20 protein-coding genes are annotated in these 26,493 nt (G+C 62.2%); 5 read left to right on the top strand and 15 right to left on the bottom strand.

Annotated features, from left to right (window positions below; translation table 11 throughout):
• Positions 1 to 7: 7 nt before the first annotated feature.
• The 8 genes from FDP28_RS01045 to FDP28_RS01010 all read right to left on the bottom strand — a co-directional run bounded on the left by FDP28_RS01045 (position 8) and on the right by FDP28_RS01010 (position 9,874).
• Entirely contained in the window at positions 8 to 1,024 is a 1,017-nt protein-coding gene (locus tag FDP28_RS01045; RefSeq protein WP_144658765.1) for a gluconeogenesis factor YvcK family protein, read from the bottom strand.
• Positions 1,024 to 1,947 (bottom strand): RNase adapter RapZ, encoded by a 924-nt coding sequence (rapZ, locus tag FDP28_RS01040; protein WP_144658764.1) that lies wholly within the window; start codon positions 1,945 to 1,947, stop codon positions 1,024 to 1,026. The genes FDP28_RS01045 and rapZ overlap by 1 nt, the downstream gene beginning before the upstream one ends.
• Positions 1,948 to 2,063: 116 nt before the next feature.
• The gene (uvrC, locus tag FDP28_RS01035; RefSeq protein WP_144658763.1) at positions 2,064 to 4,079 is read right to left on the bottom strand and encodes an excinuclease ABC subunit UvrC; all 2,016 of its coding nucleotides are present in this window, start codon (positions 4,077 to 4,079) and stop codon (positions 2,064 to 2,066) included.
• 59 nt (positions 4,080 to 4,138) lie between these two features.
• Positions 4,139 to 4,807 (bottom strand): lysophospholipid acyltransferase family protein, encoded by a 669-nt coding sequence (locus FDP28_RS01030; RefSeq protein WP_144658762.1) that lies wholly within the window; start codon positions 4,805 to 4,807, stop codon positions 4,139 to 4,141.
• Entirely contained in the window at positions 4,794 to 5,510 is a 717-nt protein-coding gene (locus tag FDP28_RS01025; protein ID WP_144658761.1) for an HAD hydrolase-like protein, read from the bottom strand. Before FDP28_RS01025 ends, FDP28_RS01030 begins: the two co-directional genes overlap by 14 nt.
• A gap of 62 nt (positions 5,511 to 5,572) precedes the next feature.
• Complete coding sequence (gene uvrA / locus FDP28_RS01020; protein WP_144658760.1) at positions 5,573 to 8,500, bottom strand: excinuclease ABC subunit UvrA; 2,928 nt, start codon at positions 8,498 to 8,500, stop codon at positions 5,573 to 5,575.
• 65 nt (positions 8,501 to 8,565) lie between these two features.
• Positions 8,566 to 8,946: a GntR family transcriptional regulator gene (locus FDP28_RS01015; protein ID WP_144658759.1), complete on the bottom strand. Its 381-nt coding sequence runs from the start codon at positions 8,944 to 8,946 to the stop codon at positions 8,566 to 8,568.
• Positions 8,947 to 9,094: 148 nt separating this feature from the next.
• Positions 9,095 to 9,874, bottom strand: coding sequence for a trans-aconitate 2-methyltransferase (locus FDP28_RS01010; RefSeq protein ID WP_144658758.1), 780 nt, complete (start codon positions 9,872 to 9,874; stop codon positions 9,095 to 9,097).
• Positions 9,875 to 9,944: 70 nt separating this feature from the next.
• Here FDP28_RS01010 and FDP28_RS01005 point away from each other — a divergent pair, with 70 nt between their 5' ends.
• The 4 genes from FDP28_RS01005 to FDP28_RS00990 are packed head-to-tail and all read left to right on the top strand — an operon-like array spanning position 9,945 to position 15,736.
• A complete protein-coding gene (locus FDP28_RS01005) occupies positions 9,945 to 12,479 on the top strand; it encodes a DEAD/DEAH box helicase (RefSeq protein WP_144658757.1) in 2,535 nt (844 codons plus the stop codon).
• Between the two features lie 11 nt (positions 12,480 to 12,490).
• On the top strand, positions 12,491 to 13,861 hold the full coding sequence (locus FDP28_RS01000; RefSeq protein WP_144658756.1) for a CoA transferase: 1,371 nt from the start codon (positions 12,491 to 12,493) through the stop codon (positions 13,859 to 13,861).
• Between the two features lie 32 nt (positions 13,862 to 13,893).
• Positions 13,894 to 14,406, top strand: a complete 513-nt coding sequence (locus FDP28_RS00995; protein ID WP_144658755.1) for a GNAT family N-acetyltransferase — start codon at positions 13,894 to 13,896, stop codon at positions 14,404 to 14,406.
• Entirely contained in the window at positions 14,399 to 15,736 is a 1,338-nt protein-coding gene (locus tag FDP28_RS00990) for an alpha/beta fold hydrolase (RefSeq protein WP_144658754.1), read from the top strand. Before FDP28_RS00995 ends, FDP28_RS00990 begins: the two co-directional genes overlap by 8 nt.
• Positions 15,737 to 15,752: 16 nt before the next feature.
• Here the strand turns inward: FDP28_RS00990 and FDP28_RS00985 are convergent, their stop codons facing one another.
• The 4 genes from FDP28_RS00985 to coaE all read right to left on the bottom strand — a co-directional run bounded on the left by FDP28_RS00985 (position 15,753) and on the right by coaE (position 21,669).
• Positions 15,753 to 17,081, bottom strand: coding sequence for an MFS transporter (locus tag FDP28_RS00985; RefSeq protein WP_144658753.1), 1,329 nt, complete (start codon positions 17,079 to 17,081; stop codon positions 15,753 to 15,755).
• Positions 17,082 to 17,108: 27 nt separating this feature from the next.
• On the bottom strand, positions 17,109 to 18,137 hold the full coding sequence (locus FDP28_RS00980; protein ID WP_144658752.1) for a TerC family protein: 1,029 nt from the start codon (positions 18,135 to 18,137) through the stop codon (positions 17,109 to 17,111).
• Between the two features lie 167 nt (positions 18,138 to 18,304).
• Entirely contained in the window at positions 18,305 to 20,404 is a 2,100-nt protein-coding gene (uvrB, locus tag FDP28_RS00975; RefSeq protein ID WP_144658751.1) for an excinuclease ABC subunit UvrB, read from the bottom strand.
• Positions 20,405 to 20,433: 29 nt separating this feature from the next.
• On the bottom strand, positions 20,434 to 21,669 hold the full coding sequence (gene coaE, locus FDP28_RS00970) for a dephospho-CoA kinase (protein ID WP_144658750.1): 1,236 nt from the start codon (positions 21,667 to 21,669) through the stop codon (positions 20,434 to 20,436).
• Between the two features lie 22 nt (positions 21,670 to 21,691).
• Here coaE and FDP28_RS00965 point away from each other — a divergent pair, with 22 nt between their 5' ends.
• Positions 21,692 to 22,381, top strand: a complete 690-nt coding sequence (locus FDP28_RS00965; protein WP_144658749.1) for an IMPACT family protein — start codon at positions 21,692 to 21,694, stop codon at positions 22,379 to 22,381.
• 109 nt (positions 22,382 to 22,490) lie between these two features.
• Here the strand turns inward: FDP28_RS00965 and rpsA are convergent, their stop codons facing one another.
• The 3 genes from rpsA to FDP28_RS00950 all read right to left on the bottom strand — a co-directional run bounded on the left by rpsA (position 22,491) and on the right by FDP28_RS00950 (position 26,489).
• A complete protein-coding gene (gene rpsA, locus FDP28_RS00960) occupies positions 22,491 to 23,966 on the bottom strand; it encodes a 30S ribosomal protein S1 (protein WP_144658748.1) in 1,476 nt (491 codons plus the stop codon).
• Positions 23,967 to 24,156: 190 nt separating this feature from the next.
• Entirely contained in the window at positions 24,157 to 25,107 is a 951-nt protein-coding gene (locus tag FDP28_RS00955; RefSeq protein ID WP_144658747.1) for a polysaccharide deacetylase family protein, read from the bottom strand.
• 68 nt (positions 25,108 to 25,175) lie between these two features.
• Positions 25,176 to 26,489: a GNAT family N-acetyltransferase gene (locus FDP28_RS00950; RefSeq protein WP_144658746.1), complete on the bottom strand. Its 1,314-nt coding sequence runs from the start codon at positions 26,487 to 26,489 to the stop codon at positions 25,176 to 25,178.
• Positions 26,490 to 26,493: the final 4 nt, after the last annotated feature.

Raw genomic sequence — 26,493 nt, 5'->3', positions numbered from 1 at the left:
CGTATTCCTAACTGTTCCCGAAAATATCGTGGTAAGCCGCTGCCAGCAGCAATGGGTCATGGACTGGGCGGCGCCTCGACGCCCCTACTCTACCCAACACCACTTCAGCCCCGATCATCCCGGCAGCCTTTTCAAAGGCCTTGATGTCCTGGACTGCCGCGGGATCGGCGAGGACCACGTCCACGCTGAATTCCGGTGCGTAGCGCCGCAGTACGTCAAGGTGATCGGCAGCAGTCATGCCGGAGGTCTCTTTGGTTTCAACGTCCAGGTTCATGGTCAGGCAGCGCTTGGCTGCCGTGTCACCAAGAGCCTGCCGCAGCTCGGGAAGCAGCAAATGCGGCAGCACGGAGGTGTACCAGGAGCCCGGACCAAGGATGACCCAGTCAGCAAGTTCTATTGCGGTCAGGGCTTCCGTGCAGGCGGGAGCGTCCTCGGGATACAGCTTGACTTCTTCAAGCTTGCCCGCAACCGCACACTTGGCCTGCCCGCGCACGGTATGAAGCTCGTACCCGCCATCCGGCAGCTCCCTGCGGGCCTTGCCCTCGATGGTCAGCGGGATACTGGACATCGGCAGCACCTGGCCACGCGCGCCCAGCAGTGCCCCCGCCCACTTCAGGCCCGCTACGGTGTCCCCCAGCAGCTCCCAGAGCGTGACGATCAACAGGTTGCCCATGGCGTGGTTGTCCAGGGATCCGCCTTTGGCCGATCCCGGCTTGAAGCGGTGCTGCATGACGTCGCGCCAGGTCCGGCCCCAGTCGGTGTCGTCGCACAGCGCGCTCAGGGCCATGCGCAGATCTCCGGGCGGGAGGACGCCGTACTCCTCCCGCAGACGCCCGGAGGATCCGCCGTCGTCCGCTACCGTGACAATGGCGGTCAGCTCAGAGGTGAGCAGCCGCAATGCCGAGAGTGAAGCCGCCAGGCCGTGTCCGCCGCCCAAGGCGACAACGGACGGACTCTTCTTCTGTTGGCTTCCGGGCACGCCTTTGGGCGGGATGAGGGGCAGCGGGCCCGTAAGGACCCCCACTACTCGCGTCCCAGGTCGCGGTGGGCGGTGGTAACGGTCACCCGCGGATACTGGGCAAGTCGTTTGGAAAGCTCGACGGCGACAGCCACCGAACGGTGTTTGCCGCCGGTGCAGCCAACAGCCAAGGTGGCGTAGTGCTTGTTCTCCTGGCGGTAGCCGTCAAGGACCGGTTCCAGCGCCTTGACGTACCGGTCCACGAACTCCTGGACGCCGTTGGCCCCCAGTACGTAGTCGCTGACGTCTTCGTCAAGGCCCGTATGCGGACGAAGCTGCGGGACCCAGTGCGGATTGGGAATGAAACGGGCGTCGGCGACGAAGTTGGCGTCAACGGGCAGGCCGTACTTGAAGCCGAAACTCATGACGTTCAGTCGCAGGGTCACCGGTCCCGTGTCACTGAAGAGCTCGGTGATGGCGGTGGCAAGGCCGTGGACGTTGAACTCGGAAGTGTCCAAAACAACGTCGGCGTGCTCGCGCAGTTCCCGCAGGACCTCACGCTCGATGCCGATGCCATCCAGGATCCGGCCGCCGCCCTGCAGCGGGTGCGGCCGGCGGCCCTGCTCGAAACGGCGGACCAGGACGTCGTCCTTCGCATCAAGGAAGAGCACCCGGAACGTAATACCGCTGGCGCTCAGGGCACCCAACGCCGTCTGGATGTCCGTGAACAGGTCCTTGCTGCGAACGTCCACCACCACCGCAAGCTTGGGAATGGACTTGGGGGCATGGGAAACGATCTCAGCCAAGGTCCCCAGCATCTGCGGCGGCAGGTTGTCCACGACGTACCAGCCGTGGTCCTCAAGGGCATCGGAAGCAGTGCTGCGGCCTGCCCCGGACATGCCCGTAACGACCAAAAGCTCCGCCTCGGGCGGCTTAACGGGCGTCAGGCCGTCCTGCTCCGTGCCGGACCCAGCCGTTGCCTCATCCATCAGTTGTCCCCGTTTCCTCGCAAAAGTTCATAGCTGCGTGCGTCCCCCACCGGACACGACCAAGTACGCGTGGTCTCCGGCTCCGGAATGCGGCAGCGGCCAAGTTCTTACCCTAGCTAAGATTCGATGATTTCGCCGGTGGTCATGTTCACGGCAGGCGCAGTTTCGCCGTCGTCGGCTGTTGAACCCAAGTGCTGTACCACGGCGGCGGCCAGCGCGGGACCGATGCCCTTTGCTGACGTCAGTTCCTCCACTGAGGCAGCCTTGATCTTCTTGAGCGAGCCAAAATGCGCAACCAGTGCTTTGCGTTTGGCCTCGCCCAGCCCCGGAACGCCGTCCAGGACCGAGACCGTCATGGCCTTGCCCCGCTTTTGGCGGTGGAAGGTGATGGCGAAACGGTGGGCTTCGTCACGGATGCGTTGCAGGAGGTACAGACCCTGGGAGGTTCTGGGCAGGATCACCGGGAAGTCGCTGTCCGGAAGCCACACCTCTTCCAGGCGTTTGGCCAACCCTACGACGTAGACGTCGTCGATCCCGAGGTCTGCAAGGGCGCGCGCAGCGGCGTTGACCTGCGGCTGGCCGCCGTCGACCACCACGAGGTTGGGCGGGTACGCGAACTTGGCCTTCGGTGCCGGTGAGGTACCGTCCGACGGCGGTGCTTCCGTGACGCCGCTGGAGGCGGACCGCGTGGGGTTGACGATCTCGCCGGACACGACAGGTACCTGGGCAGCTTTGTCCGTCAGATAGTGCCTGAACCTCCGCGTCAGGACGTCATGCATCGCTGCGGTGTCGTCGGCAGCGGCTGCCCCCGTAATGGAGAACTTGCGGTAGTCGGCTTTTTTCGGGAGTCCGTCCTCGACCACCACCATGGAGGCAACCACGTTCGTTCCCTGCACGTGGGAAATATCGAAACATTCGATGCGCAGCAAGGGGACCGGGATATCCAGGGCCTCCTGGAGCTCCTGGAGTGCCAGCGAACGGACGGTGATATCCCCCGCCCGGCGGGTCTTGTGAAGCTTGAGGGCTTGCTCGGCATTCTCGCGCACGGTGGACATCAACGCTGCCTTGTCGCCGCGTTGGGGAACCCGGATGTCCACCTTGGCGCCACGCAATCCCCCAAGCCATTGTGTGAGTTCGTCATGGTTGCTGGGGTTCTCCGGCACCAGGACTTCGCGGGGGATCCTGCCCTGTACCTCGCTGTCTTCCCCATAAACCTGTTGCAGCAGGTGCTCGATGAGTTCCGGAGTGGTGGCGTCCTCGACCTTCTCAACAACCCAGCCACGTTGCCCACGGACCCGGCCTCCACGGACGTGGAAGACCTGGACGGAGGCTTCCAGTTCGTCATCGTGCAGGGCGAAGACGTCGGCATCGGTGTCCTCGGCAAGGACCACGGCGTTGCGCTCAAACACCTTGCGCAGGGCGATGATGTCGTCCCTCAGCCCCGCAGCTTTCTCGTAGTCAAGCTCAGCCACCGCCGCTGCCATGTCCTTCTCCAGCCTGCTGATGAAGCGCTTGGCTTCTCCGCCCATGAAGGAACAGAAGTCTTCGGCCAGGACCCTGTGCTCATCGGGAGTAACCCGACCCACGCAGGGTGCCGAGCACTTGTCGATGTAGCCCAGCAGGCAAGGACGGCCACTGGCCTGGGCCCGCTTGAACACCCCAGCACTGCAGCTGCGGACCGGGAAGACCCTGAGGAGCGTGTCCATGGTTTCCCTGATGGCACCGGCGGTATACGGTCCGAAGTACCGAGTGCCTTTCCGGCGTTCCCCGCGCATGACCTGCACCCGGGGAAATTTCTCGCCCATGGTCACGGCCAGGTACGGATAGGTCTTATCGTCACGGAAGACTACGTTGAAGCGCGGCTTGAACTCCTTGATCCACGTGTACTCGAGCTGCAAAGACTCCAGCTCGCTCCCAACCACCGTCCACTCAACGCTGCTGGCTGCATGGACCATGGCATGGGTCTTCGGGAGCAGCCCGGCGGGGTTGGCGAAGTAGGAGTTCAGCCTGGAACGGAGGTTCTTTGCCTTGCCCACATAGATGACCCGGCCATGCGGGTCACGGAAACGATAGACGCCCGGGGTGGTGGGAATTTCACCCGTGCGGGGCCGGTAACTTGATGGATCTGCCACAGATCCAGTCTAGTGAACCGCACCGGCTCCCACGTGCGCGGACAGCAGGCGACGAGGCCCTAGTCCACCGACTTGCTCTGGTTGTAGCTCCCGGAACGTTCCTGCCCGGTGAGCAAGGCAATGGCGTCCATGATCTTGTCCGTGACTTCCCGGCGTGCCGGGAGGGAATGGTCCGGTCCTGTCTTTTCAAAGTACAGAGGCTCGCCGACCTTCATGGTGAAGTGCTGGGGCCGCACGGCGTTCTTGTCCGCCGGCTGCAGTTTCTCCGTGCCGATGAGACCGACAGGAATAACAGGCGCTCCCGTGGTCAATGCCAGCCAGCCGACCCCCGTCCGGCCCCGGTAGAGAATTCCATCCCGGGACCTGGTGCCTTCAGGATAAATTCCGATGCCTTTTCCGGATTCAAGAATATCCAGAAGTGTCTTGAGGGCCTGCACACTGGCTGCCTGCTCGCCGCGCTCCACGGGAATGGACCCTACTGCCTCAAAGAACGACTTCATCACGGCGCCTTTGACGCCCTTGGTGGTGAAGTACTCGGCCTTGGCAAAAAACGCAACAGGCCGAGGCATGAGCGCTTGCACGATCACGCTGTCAAGAAAGGAAAGATGGTTCGGAGCCACGATAAAAGGGCCGCTTTTGGGGACGTTCTCCAAGCCGATGACCGTTGGCCGGCAGGTGGAGGAAATCAGTCCACGGGTTGTCCACCGGATCGCATCAAAGACTGCCATCGTTTTGTACCTCGCTAAGGGCCGTCGCGCGGACAGCATCAAGTTCTTCAATTCGCGTACGCAGTTCCGAGGCAGTCTTTACTACCGCCACAGCGCCGGCATCTTCGAGTTCACCCTCTGGCGCGAAGCCCCAGCTGACACCTATGCAGTCCAAGCCATTGGCCATGGCGCCTGCAACATCCTGGTACCGGTCCCCCACCATGACTGCCGGCTGCGACCGCAGGTCGGCGAGTGCAGCGCCAACTATCTCGACCTTGCCCGGAGCTGTATTGGCTCCAATTGACTCGTCATCGGCCGCGCCTCTGATCGAAACATAGAAATCAGCAATCCGATGGTGCTCCAGGACCAGGCGCGCAATGGACTGCGGTTTCTGCGTCGCTACGGCCACCGGGCGCCCAGCTTCTGCAAAGTACTCGAGGAGTTCGAAGATTCCCGGGTACAGCTTGCTTTGCCCTATACCGGTTTCTTTGTAGTGGCGTCGGTAGCGCTCAATGGTTTCATCCACGACGGCGGCGGGAACGCCTGCCAGGTTCAGAAGGGAATCGCTGAGCTTGGGACCCACCATCGAATTCAGGACGGCTTGTTCGGGCACGGGAAGGCCCATTTCGCGGAGGGCGGCCGAAATGCCTCCGGTGATACCGCCGGCAGGATCGACAAGGGTGCCGTCCAGATCGAATATTACGGGCACCTTTGTTTGAGTCACGAGGGTTAGTTTCTCACGAGTAGCGGCATGCCTGAAACTCGCATGCCGCTACCGGAATACTTCTACCCCAGAATTTCCGCGAGGAAAGTCGCAGTGTGGCTCTCGGTGGATTTGGCGACTTGCTCCGGCGTTCCGGTCGCGACGATTCGTCCGCCGCCGGAACCGCCGTTGGGACCGAGGTCCACGATCCAGTCGGCCGATTTGATGACATCCAGGTTGTGCTCGATGGTGATGACGGTGTTGCCCTTGTCCACCAAGCCCTGAAGGACCATGAGCAACTTCCTGATGTCTTCGAAGTGCAAACCGGTGGTGGGCTCGTCCAGTACGTAGATGCTGCGGCCGTTGGAACGCTTCTGGAGCTCTGCTGCGAGCTTCACGCGCTGTGCCTCGCCACCGGAAAGCGTGGTGGCAGGCTGGCCGAGCCGGACATAGCCAAGTCCCACATCCACCAGGGTGTTCAAGTGCCGGGCGATCGGAGTGAAGGCAGCAAAGAATTCCGCCCCCTCTTCGATGGGCATATTGAGGACGTCCGCGATGGTCTTGCCCTTGTAGTGCACCTCCAACGTCTCACGGTTGTAGCGCGCACCGTGGCAGACCTCGCATGGAACGTAGACATCCGGCAGGAAGTTCATTTCAATCTTCAGCGTGCCGTCGCCTGAACATGCTTCGCAGCGGCCACCCTTGACGTTGAACGAGAACCGGCCTGGCTGGTAACCACGTACCTTTGCCTCGGTGGTCTCCGCGAAAAGCTTGCGAATGTTGTCAAAGACGCCGGTGTAGGTTGCCGGGTTGGAACGCGGTGTGCGCCCAATGGGACTCTGGTCGACGTGCACAACCTTGTCCAGATGCTCAAGGCCCGCTACTGAGCGGTGGCGGCCCGCCACCTGCTTTGCGCCGTTGAGCTTATTGGCAAGGACCTTGTAGAGAATCTCGTTGACGAGAGTGGATTTGCCCGAGCCGCTGACCCCTGTCACAGCCGTGAAGAGCCCCAGGGGGAAAGTCGCGTCGACGTTGTTGAGATTGTTCTCGCGGGCGCCAACAACCTTCAGCTCGCGCTTCTTGTCATACTTGCGGCGTTTGGCAGGAACATCGATCTTCCGACGGCCGGCGAGGTAGTCACCGGTCAGGGACTTCGTGTTGTCGAGGAGTTCCTTGTAGGTGCCGGAGTGAACCACCTGGCCTCCGTGCTCGCCGGCACCCGGTCCGATGTCGACCACCCAGTCGGCCTCATGAATGGTGTCTTCGTCGTGTTCGACCACGATGAGGGTGTTGCCAAGATCCCGAAGCCGGGTCAGTGTCTCAATAAGCCGGCGGTTGTCGCGCTGGTGCAGCCCGATGGAGGGTTCATCCAGGACGTAAAGGACGCCCACCAATCCTGACCCGATCTGGGTGGCAAGACGGATACGCTGTGCCTCGCCACCGGAGAGCGTACCGGATGGCCGTTCGAGGTTGAGGTACTCCAGGCCGACGTCAAGAAGGAACGTCAGGCGGGCCTGGATTTCCTTCAAGACCTGGTTGGCGATCTGCGCTTCCCGGTTTGTCAGGGTCAGGCTGCCCAGGAATTCCGCGCATTCCCGCATGGGAAGGGCAGCAACTTCGGCAATCGACTTTCCGTTGATCAACACGGACAGCGATGCCGGGTTCAGGCGGGCACCGTTGCACTCCGGGCACGGAATTTGGCGCATGTATTCTTCGTACCGGTCGCGGGCCCAATCCGAGTCCGTTTCACCGTGCTTGCGGTGAACGTACTGGATGGCGCCTTCGAAACCGGTGCTGTACTTCCGCTCGCGTCCAAATCGGTTGCGGTACTGGACAACAACCTTGTGGTCCTTGCCATGCAGCACTGTGTTCCTGACGTCCTTGGGAAGCTTTTCCCATGGCGTCTTCATGGAGAAACCGAGTTCCTGCGCGAGACCTTCCAGCAGACGGTTCCAGTACTCAGTGGTGGCTGTGCCCAGTGACCACGGTGCAATGGCACCTTCACCCAAGGAAAGCTCAGGGTTGGGGACGATCAGTTCTTCATCAACCTCAAGCTTGGTTCCAATGCCGCTGCAGGCGGAGCAGGCACCGAAGGGGTTGTTGAAGGAGAAGGACCGGGGCTCGATTTCATCGATGGCCAAGGGGTGTTCGTTCGGGCAGGCCAGATTTTCCGAGAAGGCCCTGATTCGTGCCGGGTCCTCGGCGTCGAGATCAACGAATTCCACCAGGACGCGGCCTTCGGCCAGTCCAAGGGCGGTCTCTACAGAGTCGGTGAGGCGTTGGCTGATCTCATCCTTTACCACCAGGCGGTCAACTACGACCTCGATGGTGTGCTTGAACTGCTTGCCCAATTTGGGGGGATCGCTCAGCTGGACAAGCTCGCCGTCCACCCGGGCACGGGAGTAGCCCTTGGCTGTCAGCTCCTTGAAGAGGTCGACAAATTCACCCTTGCGGCCACGAACCACCGGGGCAAGAACCTGGAAGCGGGTACCGGCTTCAAGTTCCAGCAACTGGTCTACGATCTGCTGGGGCGTCTGCCGCGTAATGGGCTCGCCACAAACTGGGCAATGCGGGCGTCCAACGCGCGCCCACAGCAACCGCATGTAGTCGTAGATTTCGGTGATGGTGCCCACTGTGGATCGTGGGTTCTTGCTGGTGGACTTCTGGTCGATCGACACTGCGGGCGAGAGGCCTTCGATGAAGTCGACATCGGGCTTGTCCACCTGGCCCAGGAATTGGCGGGCGTACGCGGACAATGACTCGACGTACCTGCGCTGGCCTTCGGCAAAAATGGTGTCGAACGCAAGGGACGACTTGCCCGAGCCGGAAAGTCCTGTAAAGACGATCATGGCGTCGCGCGGGAGGTCCAGATCCACGTTGCGCAGATTGTGCTCCCGGGCGCCCTTGACTACCAGCCGTGAGAGATCCGGCTTGGCTGGCTTGTTATCAGAAACGACGGAAGCGCTGTTCAGGGAATCGATGGCTGCATCTTCAGCTAAGGCTTTGGGCACCCACCAATGCTAATCGAAAACTTCTTCGAATTTCCATGTCGTGCCTCACATGCTACCGATCGGTATCAATCGGCGTCGTACGCAGCGGCAAAAAGCTGTACGGCTTCCGCGAAGGAAGCGCCCTGGGCCTTGGCGGCGGCCGCGTACTGCGCAGCGACCTCGGCCAGAGCACCCCAACGGTCGTCCCTGGCGCAGACCACAGTTCCGTTGCGGCCGTGCGTCGCAACAACCCCGGCAGCTTCAAGTTCCTTGTAGGCGCGCGCCACCGTGTGCGGGGCCACGTCGAGTATCCCTGCCAGGTTCCGAACCGGCGGAAGCTTCGATCCCACCGCAAGGGACCCTGAGTCAGCGAGTTCGATGATCCGGAGCCTTAACTGCTCAAAAAGCGCCACAGCGCTTCCGGCATTGGGCCGCCAATTTCCCGGGAACTCCCCTGCGGGAGTCACAACGAGCTCCCGGAAGGCGCTGGAGCCACCAATGGTGGTCGATCTGGATTACGTCCTTGGTCCATGCCGAGAATTAGACCAGCGCCATCCCCGCCGAACAAGCCATGCCGGCGTACGAACCCCGTTCCGCGCACAAATGATTGACCACTCACGCGTTTTTCCTCGCAACCGCGAAAATTCGACGGAAGGGGTACACCGTTCCGTGGCCTGTTGGCGGGTACGCCTCGCGAAGCAACGCCGCGTACTCCTTTTCGAAGGCGGCCGCCTCGGGAGCCGTCAAGACAGCCAGGACTGGGCGAAGTCCTGTCCCCCTCACCCATTCCAGCACCGGGTCCTCGCCTTGCAGTACCTGCAGGTAGGTGGTCTCCCAAGCGTCAGCCGAGCAGCCGGCGTCGAGCATGATGCCCAAGTAGTCCGCAGGAGTGCCGACAACGCCGTCGTGCCGGAGGACTCCTGCCAGTTGCTGCCTCCAACGGGGGCTTTCGGCCAATTCGCGCATCAGCGAGTGGGAGGCTGAGCTGAAATTCCCCGGAACCTGCATGGCGAACCAGGCCCCAGGCTTCAACGCCGAAAGCCAACCGCCAAGCATCTTCCGGTGTCCGGGAACCCATTGAAGGGCCGCGTTGGTGACCACGACGTCGGTTCTGCCGTCCGGGCTCCAGTCGGCGATATCACCCTGCCTGAACTCCAGCCCGCCAAACTTTTCTGCCAGCGGGGCGGCCTTGGCGAGCATTTCGCCGGATGAATCGAGGCCCACGACGCGCGCCTCGGGCCAACGTTCTGCCAAGGTTGCTGTCAGGTTCCCGGGACCGCACCCAAGATCCACCACCTGGTGGGGATCCGTTGCCTGGATTCTTCCTATCAGGTCCTGGAACGGCCGGTCCCGATGGTTGCCGAACTCCGCGTACTTGGACGGATCCCACTTCACAAAAGCCTCCTCGAGCCGGGCATCGCTGCTGGGCTGAGCCTAAACCGTCCGGGCACTAAGCTGGAAACCAATGAAACTTCTTGAGCAGCTTCCCGGTTCCACCGCCACAGGTCCCTTGGACCCGGACGATATCTACACACGTTTCGTGGAGTGGACAGAGAGCCGCGGGCTGCAGCTGTACCCCGCCCAGGACGAGGCGATCATGGAGCTCGCCTCCGGCGCCAACGTCATCCTTGCCACCCCTACCGGATCCGGTAAGTCACTGGTGGCCATTGCCGCGCATTTCGAGGCCATGGCCCGCGGGCAACGCAGTTACTACACGGCGCCGATCAAGGCACTGGTGTCGGAGAAGTTCTTCGCTTTATGCGAGATCTTCGGTGCCGAGAACGTAGGCATGATCACCGGTGACTCGGGTGTGAACCAGGATGCCCCGATCATCTGCTGCACGGCTGAGATTCTCGCCAACATCGCTTTGCGGGAAGGCTCAACTGCCGAACTCGGCTCAGTGATCATGGACGAGTTCCACTTCTACTCCGATCCGCAGCGCGGCTGGGCGTGGCAGGTGCCGCTCCTGGAACTCCCCCAGGCCCAGTTCCTCCTGATGTCGGCAACCCTGGGCGATGTCACCCGCTTCGAAACCGGCCTGACTGAGCTGACCGGCCGTCCCACGACGACGGTGAGCTCGGCGGAGCGGCCCATTCCGCTCCACTACTACTACCACCTCACCCCGGTTCACGAGAGCCTGGAAGAGTTGCTCGCCACCAATCAGGTTCCCGTCTACGTGGTGCACTTCAGCCAGGCCGAGGCCATCGAGCGTGCCCAGAATCTCATGAGCATCAACATGTGCAGCCGGGACGAAAAGGACCGCATCGCCGAGTTGATCGCAGGATTCCGTTTCGCCGCTGGGTTCGGAAAGACACTGAACAGGCTCGTCCGGCACGGTATTGGCGTCCACCACGCCGGAATGCTCCCCAAATACCGGCGGTTGGTGGAGCAACTGGCCCAAGCAGGCCTGCTGAAAGTCATTTGCGGTACGGACACCTTGGGCGTGGGCATCAATGTTCCGATCAGGACAGTGCTTTTGACCGCGTTGAGCAAATACGACGGCGTACGCACCAGGTCGCTTAACTCCCGTGAGTTCCACCAGATTGCCGGCCGCGCCGGACGTGCCGGATACGACACCGCCGGCACCGTTGTAGTCCAGGCACCCGAGCACGTGGTGGAGAACACCAAGGCCATGGCGAAGGCAACAGCCAAGTTCGGCGATGACCAGAAAAAACTCCGCCAAGTGGTGAAGAAGAAGCCGCCTGAAGGATTCGTTTCCTGGGGCGAGCCGACGTTCAAGAAACTTGTGGAATCCATTCCCGAGCCGTTGACATCCAGTTTCACGGTGACACATGCCATGCTGCTGAACCTCATGGAACGTCCAGGCGACCCCTTCCAGGCAACACGGCGGTTGCTCAGCGAAAACCATGAAAGCCGGCCTTCCCAGCTCAGGCTTATGAAGAAGGCCTTGGGGATCTACCGGGAGCTGCTGGCGGCCGGGGTGGTTGAACGCATTCCGGAGGAAGAGCAGGAAGCTGAAGGACGCTCGGTTCGGCTGACAGTCCATTTGCAACCCAACTTCGCCCTCAACCAGCCGTTGTCTCCCTTCGCCCTTGCTGCCTTGGAACTGCTGGATCCGGAGTCGCCCTCCTACGCCTTGGACGTGGTGTCGGTGATTGAGTCGACCCTCGAGAAGCCACGGCAGATTCTCTCCGCGCAGCAGAAGAAGGCCCGCGGGGAAGCTGTCGCCGCCATGAAGGCTGACGGGATCGAATACGAACAGCGCATGGCCATGCTGGACGAAGTGACCTACCCCATGCCGTTGGCCGGGATTCTTGGCGAGGCCTTCGAGGTCTACCGGAAGGCTGCCCCATGGGTTGGGGACTTCGAGCTTGCCCCCAAATCCATCATCCGGGACATGTATGAGCGTGCCATGAATTTTGGCGAGTTCGTCCAGTTCTATGGACTGGCACGCTCGGAAGGTATCGTCCTGCGGTACCTCGCCGACGGATTCCGCGCACTCCGGCAGACCGTTCCCCAGGACTTGTTGCGGGACGATCTTGAAGACCTGATTGCGTGGCTGGGAGAGCTGGTGCGCCAGGTTGACTCCAGCCTCCTCGATGAATGGGAGGAACTGACCTCCGGGCTGGCGCCCACCCCCCATGACGCACCGCCTCCCCCGCCACCACTGCTGACGTCCAACATCCGGGCCTTCCGGGTGATGGTCCGGAACGAGATGTTCCGCAGGGTGGAACTGTTCGCTGACGAGGATTCAGCCGCCCTGGGCGAACTTGATGCCGAGGCCGGCTGGGATGCGGAGCGGTGGGAGGACGTGCTGGATGATTACTTCGACGAACATGACGACATCGGCACAGGACCGGACGCCCGTGGGCCCGGATTGCTCATCATTACCGAGGAACCAGGGCTGTGGAAGGTCCGGCAGATCTTCGACGACCCGGCCGGAAACCATGACTGGGGCATCTCGGCCGAGGTGGACCTCGCGGCGTCCGATGACAACGGTACAGCTGTGGTGCGCGTGACCGACGTCAACAGGCTCTGACCGGTCGGGCAATGGACGTCCCGGACCTGGCCAGCAGCCTGCGGAGCCTTGAGGCGTTGCGGGCGGTAACCCCGGCCGCGACCACAGGACTGCGAAAGTGGTGGCACGGTGGCCTGGATGTGGAGGGCCTTGCCCTGGGATCGGTGCAGGCCGCAGCTACCGCCCTTGAAGCCCTGACCGGCTCCGTCGGACGCTATTCAGTGTCATCCGGGGCTGTTGCTGCCTCCTTCGATTCACTGGGGCGCCTGAGGATCAACGGGGCCAAACCCCAAGGGTTCGCGCCGGCGTCGGGCTTCCGGCGCACCGCTGACGGCTGGATCCGCCTGCATGCCAACTATCCGCACCACGCAGCGCGGCTCATGGAAGCGCTGAACGCCACCACACCGCAGGATGTGGACGAGGCGCTGCTCTCCATGACGTCCGTGGCCGCGGAGAATGCCATCAACGGCAACCGCGGCGTCGCGGCCGCTGTCCGGACCCGCGCGGACTGGCTCGCGTCGCCCATGCATGCAGCAATCAGCAACGGTCCATGGATCACCTTCGAGCCCTCGTCAGGTTCGCCCGCCCCGGGCCGCTCCAGTACGTGGCGACCGTCCAGGGAGCCGTTCCAGCCCCTCGCCGGACTGAGGGTCCTGGACCTGACGCGCGTCATCGCTGGCCCCACGGCCACGAGGCTCCTGGGAGCCCTCGGTGCCGACGTCCTGCGGATCGACCCACCGCAGCTTCCGGAATTGGAGGAGGCGTTTGTCGACGGCGGTTTCGACAAACGTTCCGCCGTGGCTGATGTGGACGATCCAGATCAGCTGGAGGTCATCCGTGGCCTGACAGGCGCTGCAGATGTCGTGGTGTCGGGCTACCGCAACGGAAGCCTGGACCGGTTCGGTCTCGGAGCTGAGGCCCTGTTGGCCGATAAGCCAGACCTGGTGGTCGCAACATTGTCCGCCTGGGGAAGAGAGGGTCCCTGGCAACGGCGGCGGGGCTTTGACAGCCTGGTGCAGGCGGCTTGCGGTATCGCTGAGGTTTACGGTCAAGAGGACGACGGCGGGTGGAAGCCTGGAGCGCTGCCGGTCCAGGCCCTTGACCACGCCACGGGCTACGGAGTGGCCGCCGCCGTCCTGGCACTTTTGGCCCAAAGGCTCGGGACGGGTACCGGAGGGATCGCCGCGCTCTCGTTGGCGCGGACTGCAGAGGAACTCTTCAGCTTGCCTGCTGCTGATGGAGCAGATGCAACTGGCGTCCTGCAGCCACCGGATGAACGGGAGTGCGCGAGCCCTTATGGCCCGCTCCGCTTCGTGGAGCCGCCCTTGGTGGTGGATGGCGCTCAACTGCACTATCGGCGGCCTCCCGTGCTCTACGGATCCTCCGTCCTTGCGTGGCGCTAAGACACCTCGCTGCTGCTAGTAAGCTCGAATGCATGAGTGTAATCCGCCACGCTACCGTTGAAGACGTCCCCACGATCCTGCGTATGATCCACGATCTTGCGATCTACGAAAAGGAGCCGGATGCCGTCAAGAACACACCGGAGAAGCTCACTGAAGTGCTCTTTGGCGAGAACCCGCGGGTCTACGCCACGATCGCGGAAAACGCAGCCGGAACCGTGCAGGGATTTGCCCTGTGGTTCCTGAACTACTCCACGTGGGAAGGTGTCCACGGGATCTACCTTGAGGACCTCTACGTCGAGCCCGACGCCCGTGGCGAAGGACATGGCAAGGCACTCCTGCAGCACCTGGCCGCGACCGCCGTCGAGCGTGGCTACGCCCGCGTTGAATGGAGCGTCCTGAACTGGAACGAGCCCTCCATCAACTTCTACAAGAAGCTTGGCGCTTTTCCCATGGAGGAATGGTCCACGTTCCGCCTCACCGGAGAGGCCCTGGAATCGTTTGGGGCAACAACCATCCAGGCTCAGGAGTCGTTTGCCCGTGGCTGAGACGCACTCACCCACCCCGGAGCACACCATCCGGGCGCGCCACGAATTCCGCGGTGTGCGCACGGCCGAGCACTATTTCACGGTGCCCTTGGTGCATTCACCCGCAAACAACGGGGAAATTGGCGAAACGATCACAGTCTTCGCCCGGGAATACTCCTCCACCGCACACACGGCGGAGGAAGCGGCAAAGCTTCCCTGGTTGTTGTTCCTGCAAGGTGGTCCTGGCGGCAGGGGGAACCGGATCACGTCCCTGGCCGGCTGGATGAAAGCCGCGGCAAGGGAATTCCGCATCCTGATGCTCGATCAACGAGGCACAGGTCTTTCGACGCCTGTTGAGCAGCGGTCGCTTGAGCTTCGCGGAGATGCCTCAGCCCAGGCGGAGTATTTGGCCCACTTCCGCGCCGATTCCATTGTTGCCGATGCCGAATTCATCCGCGGTGTCCTCGGCTCAGGTCCCTGGAGCGTCATGGGCCAGAGCTTTGGCGGGTTCTGTGCATTGACGTATCTGTCCTTCGCCCCTGCCGGCTTGCGCGAAGTCCTCATCACCGGTGGCCTGGCCCCGCTGGAGGGACCTGCAGACCGCGTTTACCAGGCCACATTCAAACGCGTTGCCGCCCGTAATGCCGAGTATTTCCAGTGGTACCCGGAAGACCGTGAAAAGGTCACAAAGATCGTCCGGCACTTGGAACAGACACCTGAGTTCCTCGCCAGCGGTGAAAGGTTGACTCCGGAAAGGTTCCAAATGGTGGGTTCGTTCCTGGGTGGCAACACCAGGGTGGATTCGCTGCATTACCTCCTGGAAGATGCCTTCATCGAGACCCTCGACGGTCAACGGCTCTCAGAAACGTTCCTTGAGCAGGTGCGCAGCCTCGTCAGCCGGGCCGGCAACCCCCTGTACGCCGTGCTGCACGAATCCATCTACGGCCAAGGCGAAGCCACCAACTGGGCAGCATGGCGGGTTTTGGACGAATACCCGGAATTCGAGCCGGGAGCCGACCAGCCCCTGCTCACGGGAGAGATGGTCTATCCCTGGTACTTCGAGCAGGATCCGGCCCTCGTGCCCCTGCGTGACGTTGCAGAGCTTCTCGCAGCCCGCAAAGACTGGGAGCCTCTGTACGACACAGCGGTATTGGCCACAAACACTGTTCCTGTTGCAGCCGCCGTATACCAGGACGACATTTACGTGGACCACGATCTCTCGCTTGAAACCGCGGCGGCCGTCCGCGGACTCCAAGCATGGGTCACCTCGGAGTTCCACCACGACGGTATCGCGGAGGACGGCGAAGGGATTTTCAAGCGCCTCCTTGGCATGGTCCGCAACGCGCACTGACCGAGGCCAGTGTTCCTCAGTTGCTGATGACGCTGGCACGCCCGCGGAGGGCCACAACGAGTGCCAGGACAAAAACTGCCGCGACCACGACGCTGGACGCCACGTTGAGTCCCTGGTAGCCGATCCAGGCCAGAAGAAGACCGGAGGTTGCGCCGCCGAGCGCTCCCGCGGCACCCATCAAGGTGTCCGAAACTCCTTGGACTGTGACCCGGGCATCGGGACTCACGCTCTCGGCAAGCAGTGTGGAGCCCGCAATGGTTGCCGCCGACCAACCCAGCCCCAGCAGGACCAACCCCGCAGTCACCAGCGCGGGTTGGTCCTGCCCCAAGCCCGCGATAAAGACTGCCAGTAAAAGCATGCCGTGGCCCATGGCAATCGTCTGAAGCCGTCCTGCCCTGTCCGTCAGCCACCCCCACAGCGGGGACAGCGCGAACATGCCGGCTATGTGAAGCGAGATGGTAATCCCGATAACCACAAGGGCATCCGTGTCGTCGGTGTTTCCCCCATGGTGGCTGGCGTGCGATCCTGCCACCAGCTGCTGAAGGTGAAGCGGCGTCATCGACATGACGGCCACCATCACTCCGTGGGCGGCGACCACCGCAGCAAGTGACAACACAGCCTGCCGGGACGCACGAACCGCGCGCAATCCGGACGCCACAGTTCCCCTGCGAGGCAGACCATTGGAATCATCACCGCCCTTTGCACTGGAGGCCAGCCTTCGGGCAAGCAACAAAGGGTCCGGCCTCAAACCCAGGAACAGAAGGACCGAGGCCAACAGCAGGCCGGCAGCCGAGAAGACGAAGGGACCGGCGATGGGAGGCAGGCCCAGCGCCTGGCCCACGACGGCCCCCGGCTGAATGAGGTTTGGCCCGGCAACGGCCCCGATCGTTATGGCCCAGACCACCGTGGACAGCGACCTGCCCCGACGTTCCGGCTCCGCGAGGTCGACAGCGGCAAAGCGTGCCTGGAGGTTCGCTGCTGTGCCCAAACCCAGCAATGCGGCGCCCAGGACCAGGACGGGGAATGACCTGGTCATCACGGCGACGATGAAGAGAAGTGCTCCCATCATTGCCGCAACAAGGCCAGTGACCAGACCCACGCGTCGCCCGCGGGCCTCCGCCAGCCGTGCCAGGGGAAGGGCAGCAATGGCTGCCGCCAGCGTCAGCACCGTCGTAATGGAACCTGCCCACGCTTCAGATCCGGAGAGGTCGACGGCGAGCAAAGAGCCGATGGACAAGGTGGCGCCGTTTCCGACACCGCTGAGCAGTTGGGACGCACTGAGCAGGAAAACCGTACGGCGCTGGACCCGGTGTGGGTCCAGCGCCGTAGTTGAGGAGGTAGTCACGTGATGAGACTACAACTTCCGCTGAAGTTACTCTGCTTCGCTCATGCTCTTTCGTGCGTCTTCTTCCAGCCGGGCGTCCAGCTTGGCCTGGCGGGCCGCCGGGCTGAGCAGGCTTGCCACGACTGCCACGACGATCGTTCCGACGATGACCGCGAGCGACACGTAGGTGGGAATCTCCGGCGCCCATTCGATGTGGTGTCCGCCGTTGATGAAGGGAAGTTCGTTGACGTGCATTGCGTGCAGGACCAGCTTGACGCCGATGAACGCCAAAATGACCGACAACGCGTGCTTCAAGTACACAAGACGGGTCATGAGACCGCCGAGCAGGAAGTACAGCTGGCGGAGGCCCATCAGGGCGAAGATGTTGGCCGTAAAGACGATGAAGGCGCTCTGCGTGAGGCCGAAGATCGCGGGGATCGAATCGACGGCGAACAGGAGGTCGGTCAGGCCAATGGTCACGAAGACGATCAGCATGGGGGTGAAGACCTTCTTGCCGTCAACAGTGGTACGCAACTTGCCGCCGTCGAACTTTTCCGACATCGGAAGAACCTTGCGGAGGCGTCCGATCAAGGGGTTCTCGGCACCCTCTTCTTCATCCTCACCGGAATCCTTGGCCTGCTTCCAAGCGGTCCACAACAGGAAGGCCCCGAAGATGTAGAACACCCAGCTGAACTGCTCGATGACCACGGCACCGAGGGCGATGAAAATACCGCGGAGGACCAACGCGATGATGATGCCCACCATCAGCACTTCCTGCTGGTACTTTCGGGGCACAGCGAAGCGGGCCATGATGATGATGAAGACAAACAGGTTGTCGATGCTGAGACTGTACTCAGTGACCCAGCCCGCAATGAACTGGCTGCCGTACTCGGGACCCGTGAAGTAGAACATGGCTCCGGCGAACACCATGGCCAGGGCCACGTAGAAGGCGACCCAGAGGCCGGCTTCCTTCATTGAGGGTTCGTGAGGGCGCTTGACCACCAAAAGCAGGTCGATCAGCAGGATAATTCCGAGGACGACGAACGAGCCGACCTCGAACCAGACAGGGAGCTCCATTAAAGGGCCTTTCGCAGGGTACGGGAAAACGGTGTAAGTCTCTCCGGCCACCGCGGAGCGTTTGATGCTCTGACATGGTGACCCGCTAGGCCCGGCGAGGCAACCATGCCTTGCGTGCTGACGAATCTAGCGCTTGGGATACTCCCCTACGTGGCTTAAACCATACCCTAGGCGTGGCCAGCGGTTTGCATCTGGCGTAATTCGCGCTTCAACTCCTTGACTTCGTCACGGATCCTTGCAGCTACTTCGAATTGCAATTCGGCCGCGGCACCATGCATTTGTTCCGTGAGCTGTTCGATAAGGCCCACCAGGTCCTCGGCAGGAGCAGCGGCGAGGCCGTCCTGACGGACAGTGGCGGCACCCTTGGCAGCGGACTTGCCACGTTTGCCGCCCTTGGCCAGCCTGTTGTTGTTGAGCAGCTCTTGGGTATCGGCGTCTTCCTTGGCCAACTGGTCTGTAATGTCGGCGATCTTCTTGCGCAGTGGCTGGGGGTCGATACCGTGTTCAGTGTTGTATTTGACCTGGATGGCACGGCGACGGTTCGTCTCATCAATGGCGTGCGCCATCGAGTCGGTGATTTTGTCGGCGTACATACGGACCTGGCCGGAAACGTTACGGGCGGCACGGCCGATGGTCTGGATCAGGGAGGTGGAGGAACGCAGGAAGCCCTCCTTGTCGGCGTCGAGGATGCTCACCAAGGAGACTTCGGGAAGGTCCAAGCCTTCCCTCAACAGGTTGATGCCCACCAGGACATCAAAGACGCCCATCCGGAGCTCACGGAGGAGCTCCACGCGCCTCAACGTGTCGACGTCTGAGTGCAGGTACTCAACCTTGATGCCATGGCCCACCAGGTAATCGGTAAGGTCTTCCGCCATCCGCTTGGTCAGCGTGGTCACAAGGACACGCTCGTTCTTCTCCGTACGGATCCGGATCTCGCCGAGAAGATCGTCGATCTGGCCCTTGGTGGGTTTAACCACGACCTCCGGGTCGATAAGTCCGGTGGGACGGATGATCTGCTGGACGTAGCCATCGGCCTTGCCGAGCTCGTACTTGCCGGGCGTGGCCGAAAGGTAGACCGTCTGGCCGATGCGCTCCAGGAATTCATCCCATTTCAGCGGACGGTTATCCATGGCCGAGGGCAGGCGGAAACCGAAGTCCACAAGGTTGCGCTTGCGGGACATGTCGCCTTCGTACATTGCACCGATCTGGGGAATGGTGACATGCGATTCGTCTACCACCAGCAGGAAGTCATCCGGGAAGTAATCGAGGAGGCAGTGCGGTGCCGTGCCGGGATCGCGGCCGTCAATATGCACCGAGTAGTTTTCAATGCCGTTGCAGAAGCCCATCTGCTGCATCATTTCGAGGTCATAGGTGGTTCGCATCCGCAGGCGCTGTGCTTCCACCAGCTTGTTCTGGGCTTCAAGGACTTTCAAGCGGTCGGCGAGTTCGTCCTCGATCCGCTTGATGGCCCTGGCCATTCGCTCGGGACCAGCGACATAGTGCGACGCCGGAAACACGTACATCTCTTCCTCGTCCCGGATGACCTCGCCGGTCAAGGGATGAAGGGTTTGGATGTTCTCGATCTCATCGCCGAAGAACTCGATCCTGATGGCCAGCTCTTCGTACATCGGAATGATTTCTACGGTGTCGCCACGGACCCGGAAGGTCCCCCGGTGAAAGTCCATATCGTTGCGCGCATACTGCATGGACACGAACTTCCGCAGCAGATGGTCGCGGTTCATCTCCGCACCCTTGCGCAGCGTGACCATGCCGGCAATGTACTCTTCCGGCGTACCCAGACCGTAGATGCAGGAGACCGTGGCCACCACCACGACGTCGCGGCGGGTCAACAAGGCGTTGGTTGCGGAGTGGCGCAAGCGTTCGACTTCCTCGTTGATGGAGGAGTCCTTTTCGATGAACGTGTCAGTCTGCGCGACGTAGGCTTCCGGCTGGTAGTAGTCGTAGTACGACACGAAGTACTCAACCGCATTGTTTGGCAGCAGCTCCCGGAATTCGTTGGCCAGCTGCGCGGCAAGGGTCTTGTTTTGGACCATCACCAGCGTTGGCCGCTGAACCTGCTCGATGAGCCAGGCCGTGGTGGCGCTCTTACCCGTACCGGTGGCGCCCAGGAGGACAACATCCTTTTCGCCGTTCTTGATGCGTTCGGTCAGCTCCGCGATGGCCGTTGGCTGGTCACCTGCAGGCTTATAGTCACTGACAACTTCAAAGGGCGCGACAACACGGTTGATTTCCTGGGCAAGGCTCATGCATCAAATCTACCCCCGCCCCAGGACAGTTACTGTCCGCGTTTGCGCACAGCAGAAGATGCGTACGACGGCGGTGTCCAGCCCGTGCGGTTGGCCCACTCTTCCATTGCGGGCCAGGCAACCGTGGTAAACCACGGTTCCTTGGCCTCGGCGTACGCAGCTGTCCCGTTGTCGCCGGAGTGGGCGGCCGCCAACTGGCGCTTAAGGGCTTCGTACTGCGCCAGGGCTGAAGGATCTGCGCGCAACCAATCGCGAAACAGCAACGCGTAGTGCCAACCGGCTGACCCGGCTGCACGGACATGCAGGTTAACGGGCCTGCCTGGATCAGCATTGGCATGTAACCGCTTCTGCCACATTGCCGGATCAGGGTGCGAGGGCTTTGGAGTGTCTTCCCTGACCCCGGGAACCGCCGGAAAGCCCGCCGCAGCCAGCAAGGGTGAGATCCGGTCCGCGGTTGCCAGATCCGGCACAGCCAGCTGGAGGTCCAGAACGTCTTTCGCGGACAGTCCCGGCACGGAGGTCGACCCGATGTGGTCCACAGCCAAAGCTTCAGGAACAGCCGCCAAGATGCGCCCGGCCAGACGCTGGGCTTGCGCGGCCCAATCCCCCACCGGCGTCACCATGACCGGGCCCACCGTCCGGGTTGCCCTGGCACCGCGCCTGATGTTGTCCGCGAAAGGCACCAGGCGGAGCTCCCACAGCGCATCGACCGAGGCCAGCAGCTCGTCCGGGCTTCCCGCGTTCTCAAGAATGACATCAGCTGCGGCGTTCCGTTCTGCCTGACCAGCCTGTGCCGCCATGCGGGAACGGGCGTCTTCAGGGTCCATTCCCCGGAACTCCACCATGCGCTGGACACGCACGTGTTCGGGCGCGTCCACTACCACCACCAAGTGGAAGTTGTGGCCCTGTCCGGTCTCCACCAGGAGGGGGATGTCCTGCACGACGATATCTCCGGCGCCTGCGTTTTCCATGATGGCTGCCGCCTCCCGGCGCACCAGCGGGTGAACGATGCCGTTGAGGACCTCGCGTTGCGCCGGATCCCGAAATACTATTGAGCCCAGCTTTGGCCTGTCGAGCCGGCCATCCTGGTCCAGGACGTCAGGGCCGAATGCTTCGACGAGCTGCTCCAAGCCAGGCGTCCCAGGTTCCACCACTTGCCGGGCGAGGATGTCCGCGTCGATGAGGACAGCCCCCAGCTCCTGCAGCCTTGAGGCCACCAACGATTTCCCCGAGGCGATGCCGCCCGTCAGTCCGATTTCCAGCACCCCTCAACACTAGACTGAAGCGGTGGAAATTGAGGATGAGACCCGTGCGACCAGGTACACCACTCTGGCCGCAGGCCCGGATTTCCGGCATGAACTGGAGATCCGACGCTCGCGCTTCATCACCGTCCTGCGCCGGTCGGGCGACGAGCACACCGCTCGCGATCTTGTGGCCGGCCTAAGGCGCGAGTTCCATGACGCGCGGCACCATTGCTCGGCGTTCGTGATCGGCCCGGACCGGATGATCCAACGATCCAGTGACGACGGTGAACCTTCCGGGACTGCGGGCATACCGATGCTTGAAGCACTGATCAAACGCGAATCAACGCCAGGGGTGACGGACCTCAGCGACGTCGCCGTCGTCGTCGTCCGCTATTTCGGCGGGATCCTGCTGGGTGCGGGCGGCCTGGTTCGGGCCTACTCCGAATCGGTTTCAGCGGCGCTGGACCTCGCTCCCCTGGTCCAGCGCCAAAGGCTGCGTTTGTGCGGCATCGAGGTTTCCCACGCGGATGCAGGGCGTTTGGACAACGAGCTCCGCAACGCGGGCTACGTTATGGCAGAGACTCGGTACGAGGCCCGGCACGCCGTCCTTCGGATAGCGGTTGCGGATGAACCGGGGGTTGTCGCGGAGGCCCACGCGCGGGTGGCGGCACTGACGGCAGGGAACTCGCTCCTCAGGCCTGAAGGTACCGAATGGATTGACCTTCCTGCCTGAAGAGCAGGCCAAAGAGTTAAAGACCCCAAAGCTAAAAACACAAAGGACCCCTGCCCGAAGGCAGGGGTCCTTTGTTGGCTATTCAGCACATCCCGTGAGGGAGGCGGAATTAGTTGCCGGTCAGCTTCTCGCGCAGTGCGGCGAGGGCTTCGTCGGATGCCAGGGTGCCGGCGTTCGACTCAGCAGCAGCAGGCTCCGAGGAGTAGCTGGTAGCGCCGGAGTCGCTTTCACCGGACGTTGCAGCTGCAGCGTCATCGGCAGCGTGCTGGGCAACCTGCTTCTTGTGGGCTTCCCAGCGGGTCTGGGCGTCAGCGTACTGCTGCTCCCAAGCGGCACGCTGTGCTTCGTAGCCTTCGAGCCATTCGTTCGACTCGGGGTCGAAGCCCTCAGGGTACTTGTAGTTGCCCTCTTCGTCGTACTCAGCGGCCATGCCGTACAGAGCGGGATCGAACTCGGTGCTGTCTGCGTCAACGCCCTCGTTGGCCTGCTTGAGGGAGAGGGAGATGCGGCGACGCTCGAGGTCGATGTCGATGACCTTGACGAACAGTTCGTCGCCAACGGAGACAACCTGCTCGGCGAGCTCAACGTGGCGGACAGCCAGCTCGGAGATGTGAACGAGGCCTTCGATGCCGTCTTCGACGCGAACGAATGCACCGAACGGAACCAGCTTGGTGACCTTACCCGGAACAACCTGACCGAGGGCGTGGGTGCGGGCGAAGGTCTGCCACGGGTCTTCCTGCGTAGCCTTGAGCGACAGGGAGACACGCTCGCGGTCCAGATCCACTTCGAGGACCTCGACGGTGACTTCCTGGCCAACCTCGACAACCTCGGACGGGTGGTCGATGTGCTTCCAGGAGAGCTCGGAAACGTGGACGAGGCCGTCTACGCCGCCAAGGTCCACGAATGCACCGAAGTTGACGATGGAGGAAACAACACCGGGGCGGACCTGGCCCTTTTCCAGCTTGTTGAGGAACGTGGAGCGGACCTCGGACTGGGTCTGCTCGAGCCATGCACGGCGGGACAGAACAACGTTGTTGCGGTTCTTGTCGAGCTCGATGATCTTGGCTTCGATCTGCTGACCGATGTACGGAGCGAGGTCGCGGACGCGACGCATCTCGACGAGGGATGCGGGCAGGAAGCCGCGCAGGCCGATGTCCAGGATGAGGCCACCCTTGACAACCTCGATGACGGTACCGGTAACGACGCCGTCTTCTTCCTTGACCTTCTCGATGTCGCCCCAGGCACGCTCGTACTGAGCACGCTTCTTGGAGAGGATCAGACGGCCTTCTTTGTCTTCCTTGGTGAGAACCAGGGCTTCGACCTGGTCGCCAACAGCAACAACTTCGCCGGGGTCGACGTCGTGCTTGATGGAAAGCTCACGGGAAGGGATGACACCTTCGGTCTTGTAACCGATGTCGAGCAGAACTTCGTCGCGGTCGACCTTGACGACGGTACCTTCGACGAGGTCTCCGTCGTTGAAGTACTTGATGGTGGCGTCGACAGCTGCGAGGAAGTCCTCAGCGGTACCGATGTCGTTAATGGCGACTACGGGGGTACCGGGCTTCTCGGTGGAGGTGATGGTCATGTAGTAGGGGCTCCGTTGTGGATAGTAAGTCGGTCAGGCAAACCGCTGCCGTCCGGGTCCGGACGGCAGAACACGGCACATAGCCGGGTCATCCTGATTTGTGGATTAGTACAAAATGGATGCATGCACGTAGTACACGCCCGTTTATTCTAGTCGCAAGGGCAAAGAAGGGTCAAAAGCAGTGCTATGGCTACAAGATGTCCCCGAGACGGCCAAAGGAAATACCCTTGTCCAGCAGCCGTGGGAGGATGCGGGCGTAGCCTTCCGCAGTCGCACCCGCCGGTTTGTTGAAGTGTGAAATGACGATATCCCCGGGGCCGACCCGGCCCACCTCGGCGGCGACGGTGGCCGCCGGAAACGTTGCTCCGCCGTCGCCATTGATCGTGAAATTCACCGGCAACATTCCGAGCCTGCGTGTCATGGCTGCCGTAACGTCGTCGTAAAACGCCGTCCCGGGTCGGAAGAACCGTGGCGTCTTCCCGAAAGTGTCGAACATGGATTGCTGGTTGCCGGCGAGTTCGTCATACGCCGCCGGAACATTGGCTGTTCCGACGATGCCGTAAGCGGACCTCCCGTTCACGGATAAGGGCAGGTGCGAGGTGCCGTGGTTGGCAAGTTCGAACAACGGATCGGCCGCCAACTCGGCGGCAAGTGCTTGATTGGCACGGATCCAGCGGCTGTTGACGAAGAGGGTCGCTGGAACGTTGAGCCGACGCAGGGTCCGCAGCAGTTCGTGGTCGCAGTCCGAACCACCCGGTCCGCCGCAGGCATCGAACGTCAGCGCGGCCTGCTTGGAAGGAGCGTCATTGACGACGCCTGTGACATGCAGGCCCCATTCCTGGGGTTTCCTGCCCGCGAACTCCGCCACGACTGTCCCTTTGCTGGGCAGCACCAGGGGCCTTGGCGTCGGCTGGGCCCGTGCGGCTGCGGCCTGCTCGCTGGACTTGGCGGCGATGGAGGGCGGCGGCGTGGCAGGTCCTGAAGGCCGCCGGTGCTCCGCTGCCACGTCTTGCTCCGGTGCCGGTGGGACGTTTCCGCTTCCCGCTTCGGCGCATCCGGCCAAAACAGCTGTCGCCAAGCCTGCCATTCCAAGCAGCACTGATCGCCGGCCGGCCAATGGCCGCCGCTTGGAATCCCCCATGGATGTCCTTACTGACGTTGTTGCTATGTGATTTTGATGTGTTGCAGCACCGACTACACGTGCCGCCGTTAGAAGTGTGTCAGACAGTGGGCCGGGCGTTCCACTGTGAACAATTGCTGCGCCCGGAAGGCCGATCCTGGTGTGTGCTCGCGGATACGGCCGGCGGCGGCGAGCGTGACGGGCGATACCGCGCCCAGGTAGATGGAAGCGAGGTCGGCCACGTCCAGGCTGAGGTCAGGCGTCAGTCCCGTGGCGTCATTGACGACGGCGGCAGCACCGCCGTCGGACTCCAGAACCCAGGTGCCCTCCGCCAAAGCCAGGGAGTCCGTAACCTGCATTACCAAGCGGTCGGAGACGGGGAAGCTTCTGGCCTCCAACGCTGCCTTGGCATCGAGGATCCTGAGCCACAGCATGTCACGGACGTCAGAGGACCCGATGCACCGGGGATCGTCGAGCGCCCACGCCAAAGGATCGTCCACGGGAGCTTCCAGCCAGGTCACTTGCTCGATCAGGTCGATGCTTCCCAGGAAGCGCCAGAGGTCCAGGTACGCCGCGTTGCTTGCCGCCACGAGATCCACAATTTCCATGGTGTACGGCTTGTGGTCCCAGCCTTTGAAACGGTAGGAGACGTAGCCGTCCAAAGTACCGGACGGGTCGTAGTGCAGTGCCGCGCGGACTGAGGGATCGGCCTTGCCGTCGTGGCCGATCGACCCTGATGCAACAAGCCTGTAATACTCCTGCCGGTCCACGGATCCGGGTGAAAGGTGGTGGACCTTGGCAAAGACCTGCGGCGCCACGTCCAGGAGGACAGACGGGTCTGCGACTTCAACAGTCCCCGAAGCCTGCCCCTTGAGCCGGAAGCGCGGTCCGATGTCCACCGTGATGCTGCGTTCAAAGGTGGCGACACCGAAGCCGAACCGTCCATAAATGGAACCTTCGGAAGCGGTCAGTGCCGCCATGGCAAGGCCGTCCTCCTTGGCACCTTCCAAGTCCGCGGTGATCATTCCCCGCAGGATTCCGTTGCGTCGGTGGGTACCGCGGACCGTCACGGACGTAATCAGGTTGGACTCGAGCGTGCGCCCAAAGCCAATGTTCAGCGTCTTGCGCATAGTGGCGTAGGTTGCCACGGGGACGTCGGCAGCGAGCGAATGCTCTGGCACCTGGCCTGTGACGTAGACCCCGGTCAGCTCACGCTTGTCTGTTTGGTAAGCCGCCAAGGTCTTGGCGAGGTACTCGTCGTCCCGCCGCTGCTGGTGGAACCCGTGGGACACTGCCTGCACCCAACGGGTTGAACGGTCATACGCCGCATCATTGCGATCAGCAACAACGGGGAATCTTTGGACGGAATATTTTGCGGTGTTGTGTTCCTTGGAATCAGCCACGCCT

It is taken from the genome of Paenarthrobacter nicotinovorans (assembly GCF_007670255.1).
GTDB classification, from domain to species: Bacteria; Actinomycetota; Actinomycetes; order Actinomycetales; family Micrococcaceae; genus Arthrobacter; species Arthrobacter nicotinovorans_B.
This window is presented reverse-complemented; position numbering and strand designations above follow the sequence as displayed.

Coding starts and splice junctions, on each gene's coding strand:
- FDP28_RS00995 (WP_144658755.1), top strand. CDS start 13,894: ATGAGTGTAATCCGCCACGCTACCGTTGAAGACGTCCCCACGATCCTG.
- FDP28_RS00980 (WP_144658752.1), bottom strand. CDS start 18,137: ATGGAGCTCCCTGTCTGGTTCGAGGTCGGCTCGTTCGTCGTCCTCGGA.
- FDP28_RS01005 (WP_144658757.1), top strand. CDS start 9,945: ATGAAACTTCTTGAGCAGCTTCCCGGTTCCACCGCCACAGGTCCCTTG.
- FDP28_RS00955 (WP_144658747.1), bottom strand. CDS start 25,107: ATGGGGGATTCCAAGCGGCGGCCATTGGCCGGCCGGCGATCAGTGCTG.
- rapZ (WP_144658764.1), bottom strand. CDS start 1,947: ATGGATGAGGCAACGGCTGGGTCCGGCACGGAGCAGGACGGCCTGACG.
- FDP28_RS01000 (WP_144658756.1), top strand. CDS start 12,491: ATGGACGTCCCGGACCTGGCCAGCAGCCTGCGGAGCCTTGAGGCGTTG.
- uvrB (WP_144658751.1), bottom strand. CDS start 20,404: ATGAGCCTTGCCCAGGAAATCAACCGTGTTGTCGCGCCCTTTGAAGTT.
- FDP28_RS01030 (WP_144658762.1), bottom strand. CDS start 4,807: ATGGCAGTCTTTGATGCGATCCGGTGGACAACCCGTGGACTGATTTCC.
- rpsA (WP_144658748.1), bottom strand. CDS start 23,966: ATGACCATCACCTCCACCGAGAAGCCCGGTACCCCCGTAGTCGCCATT.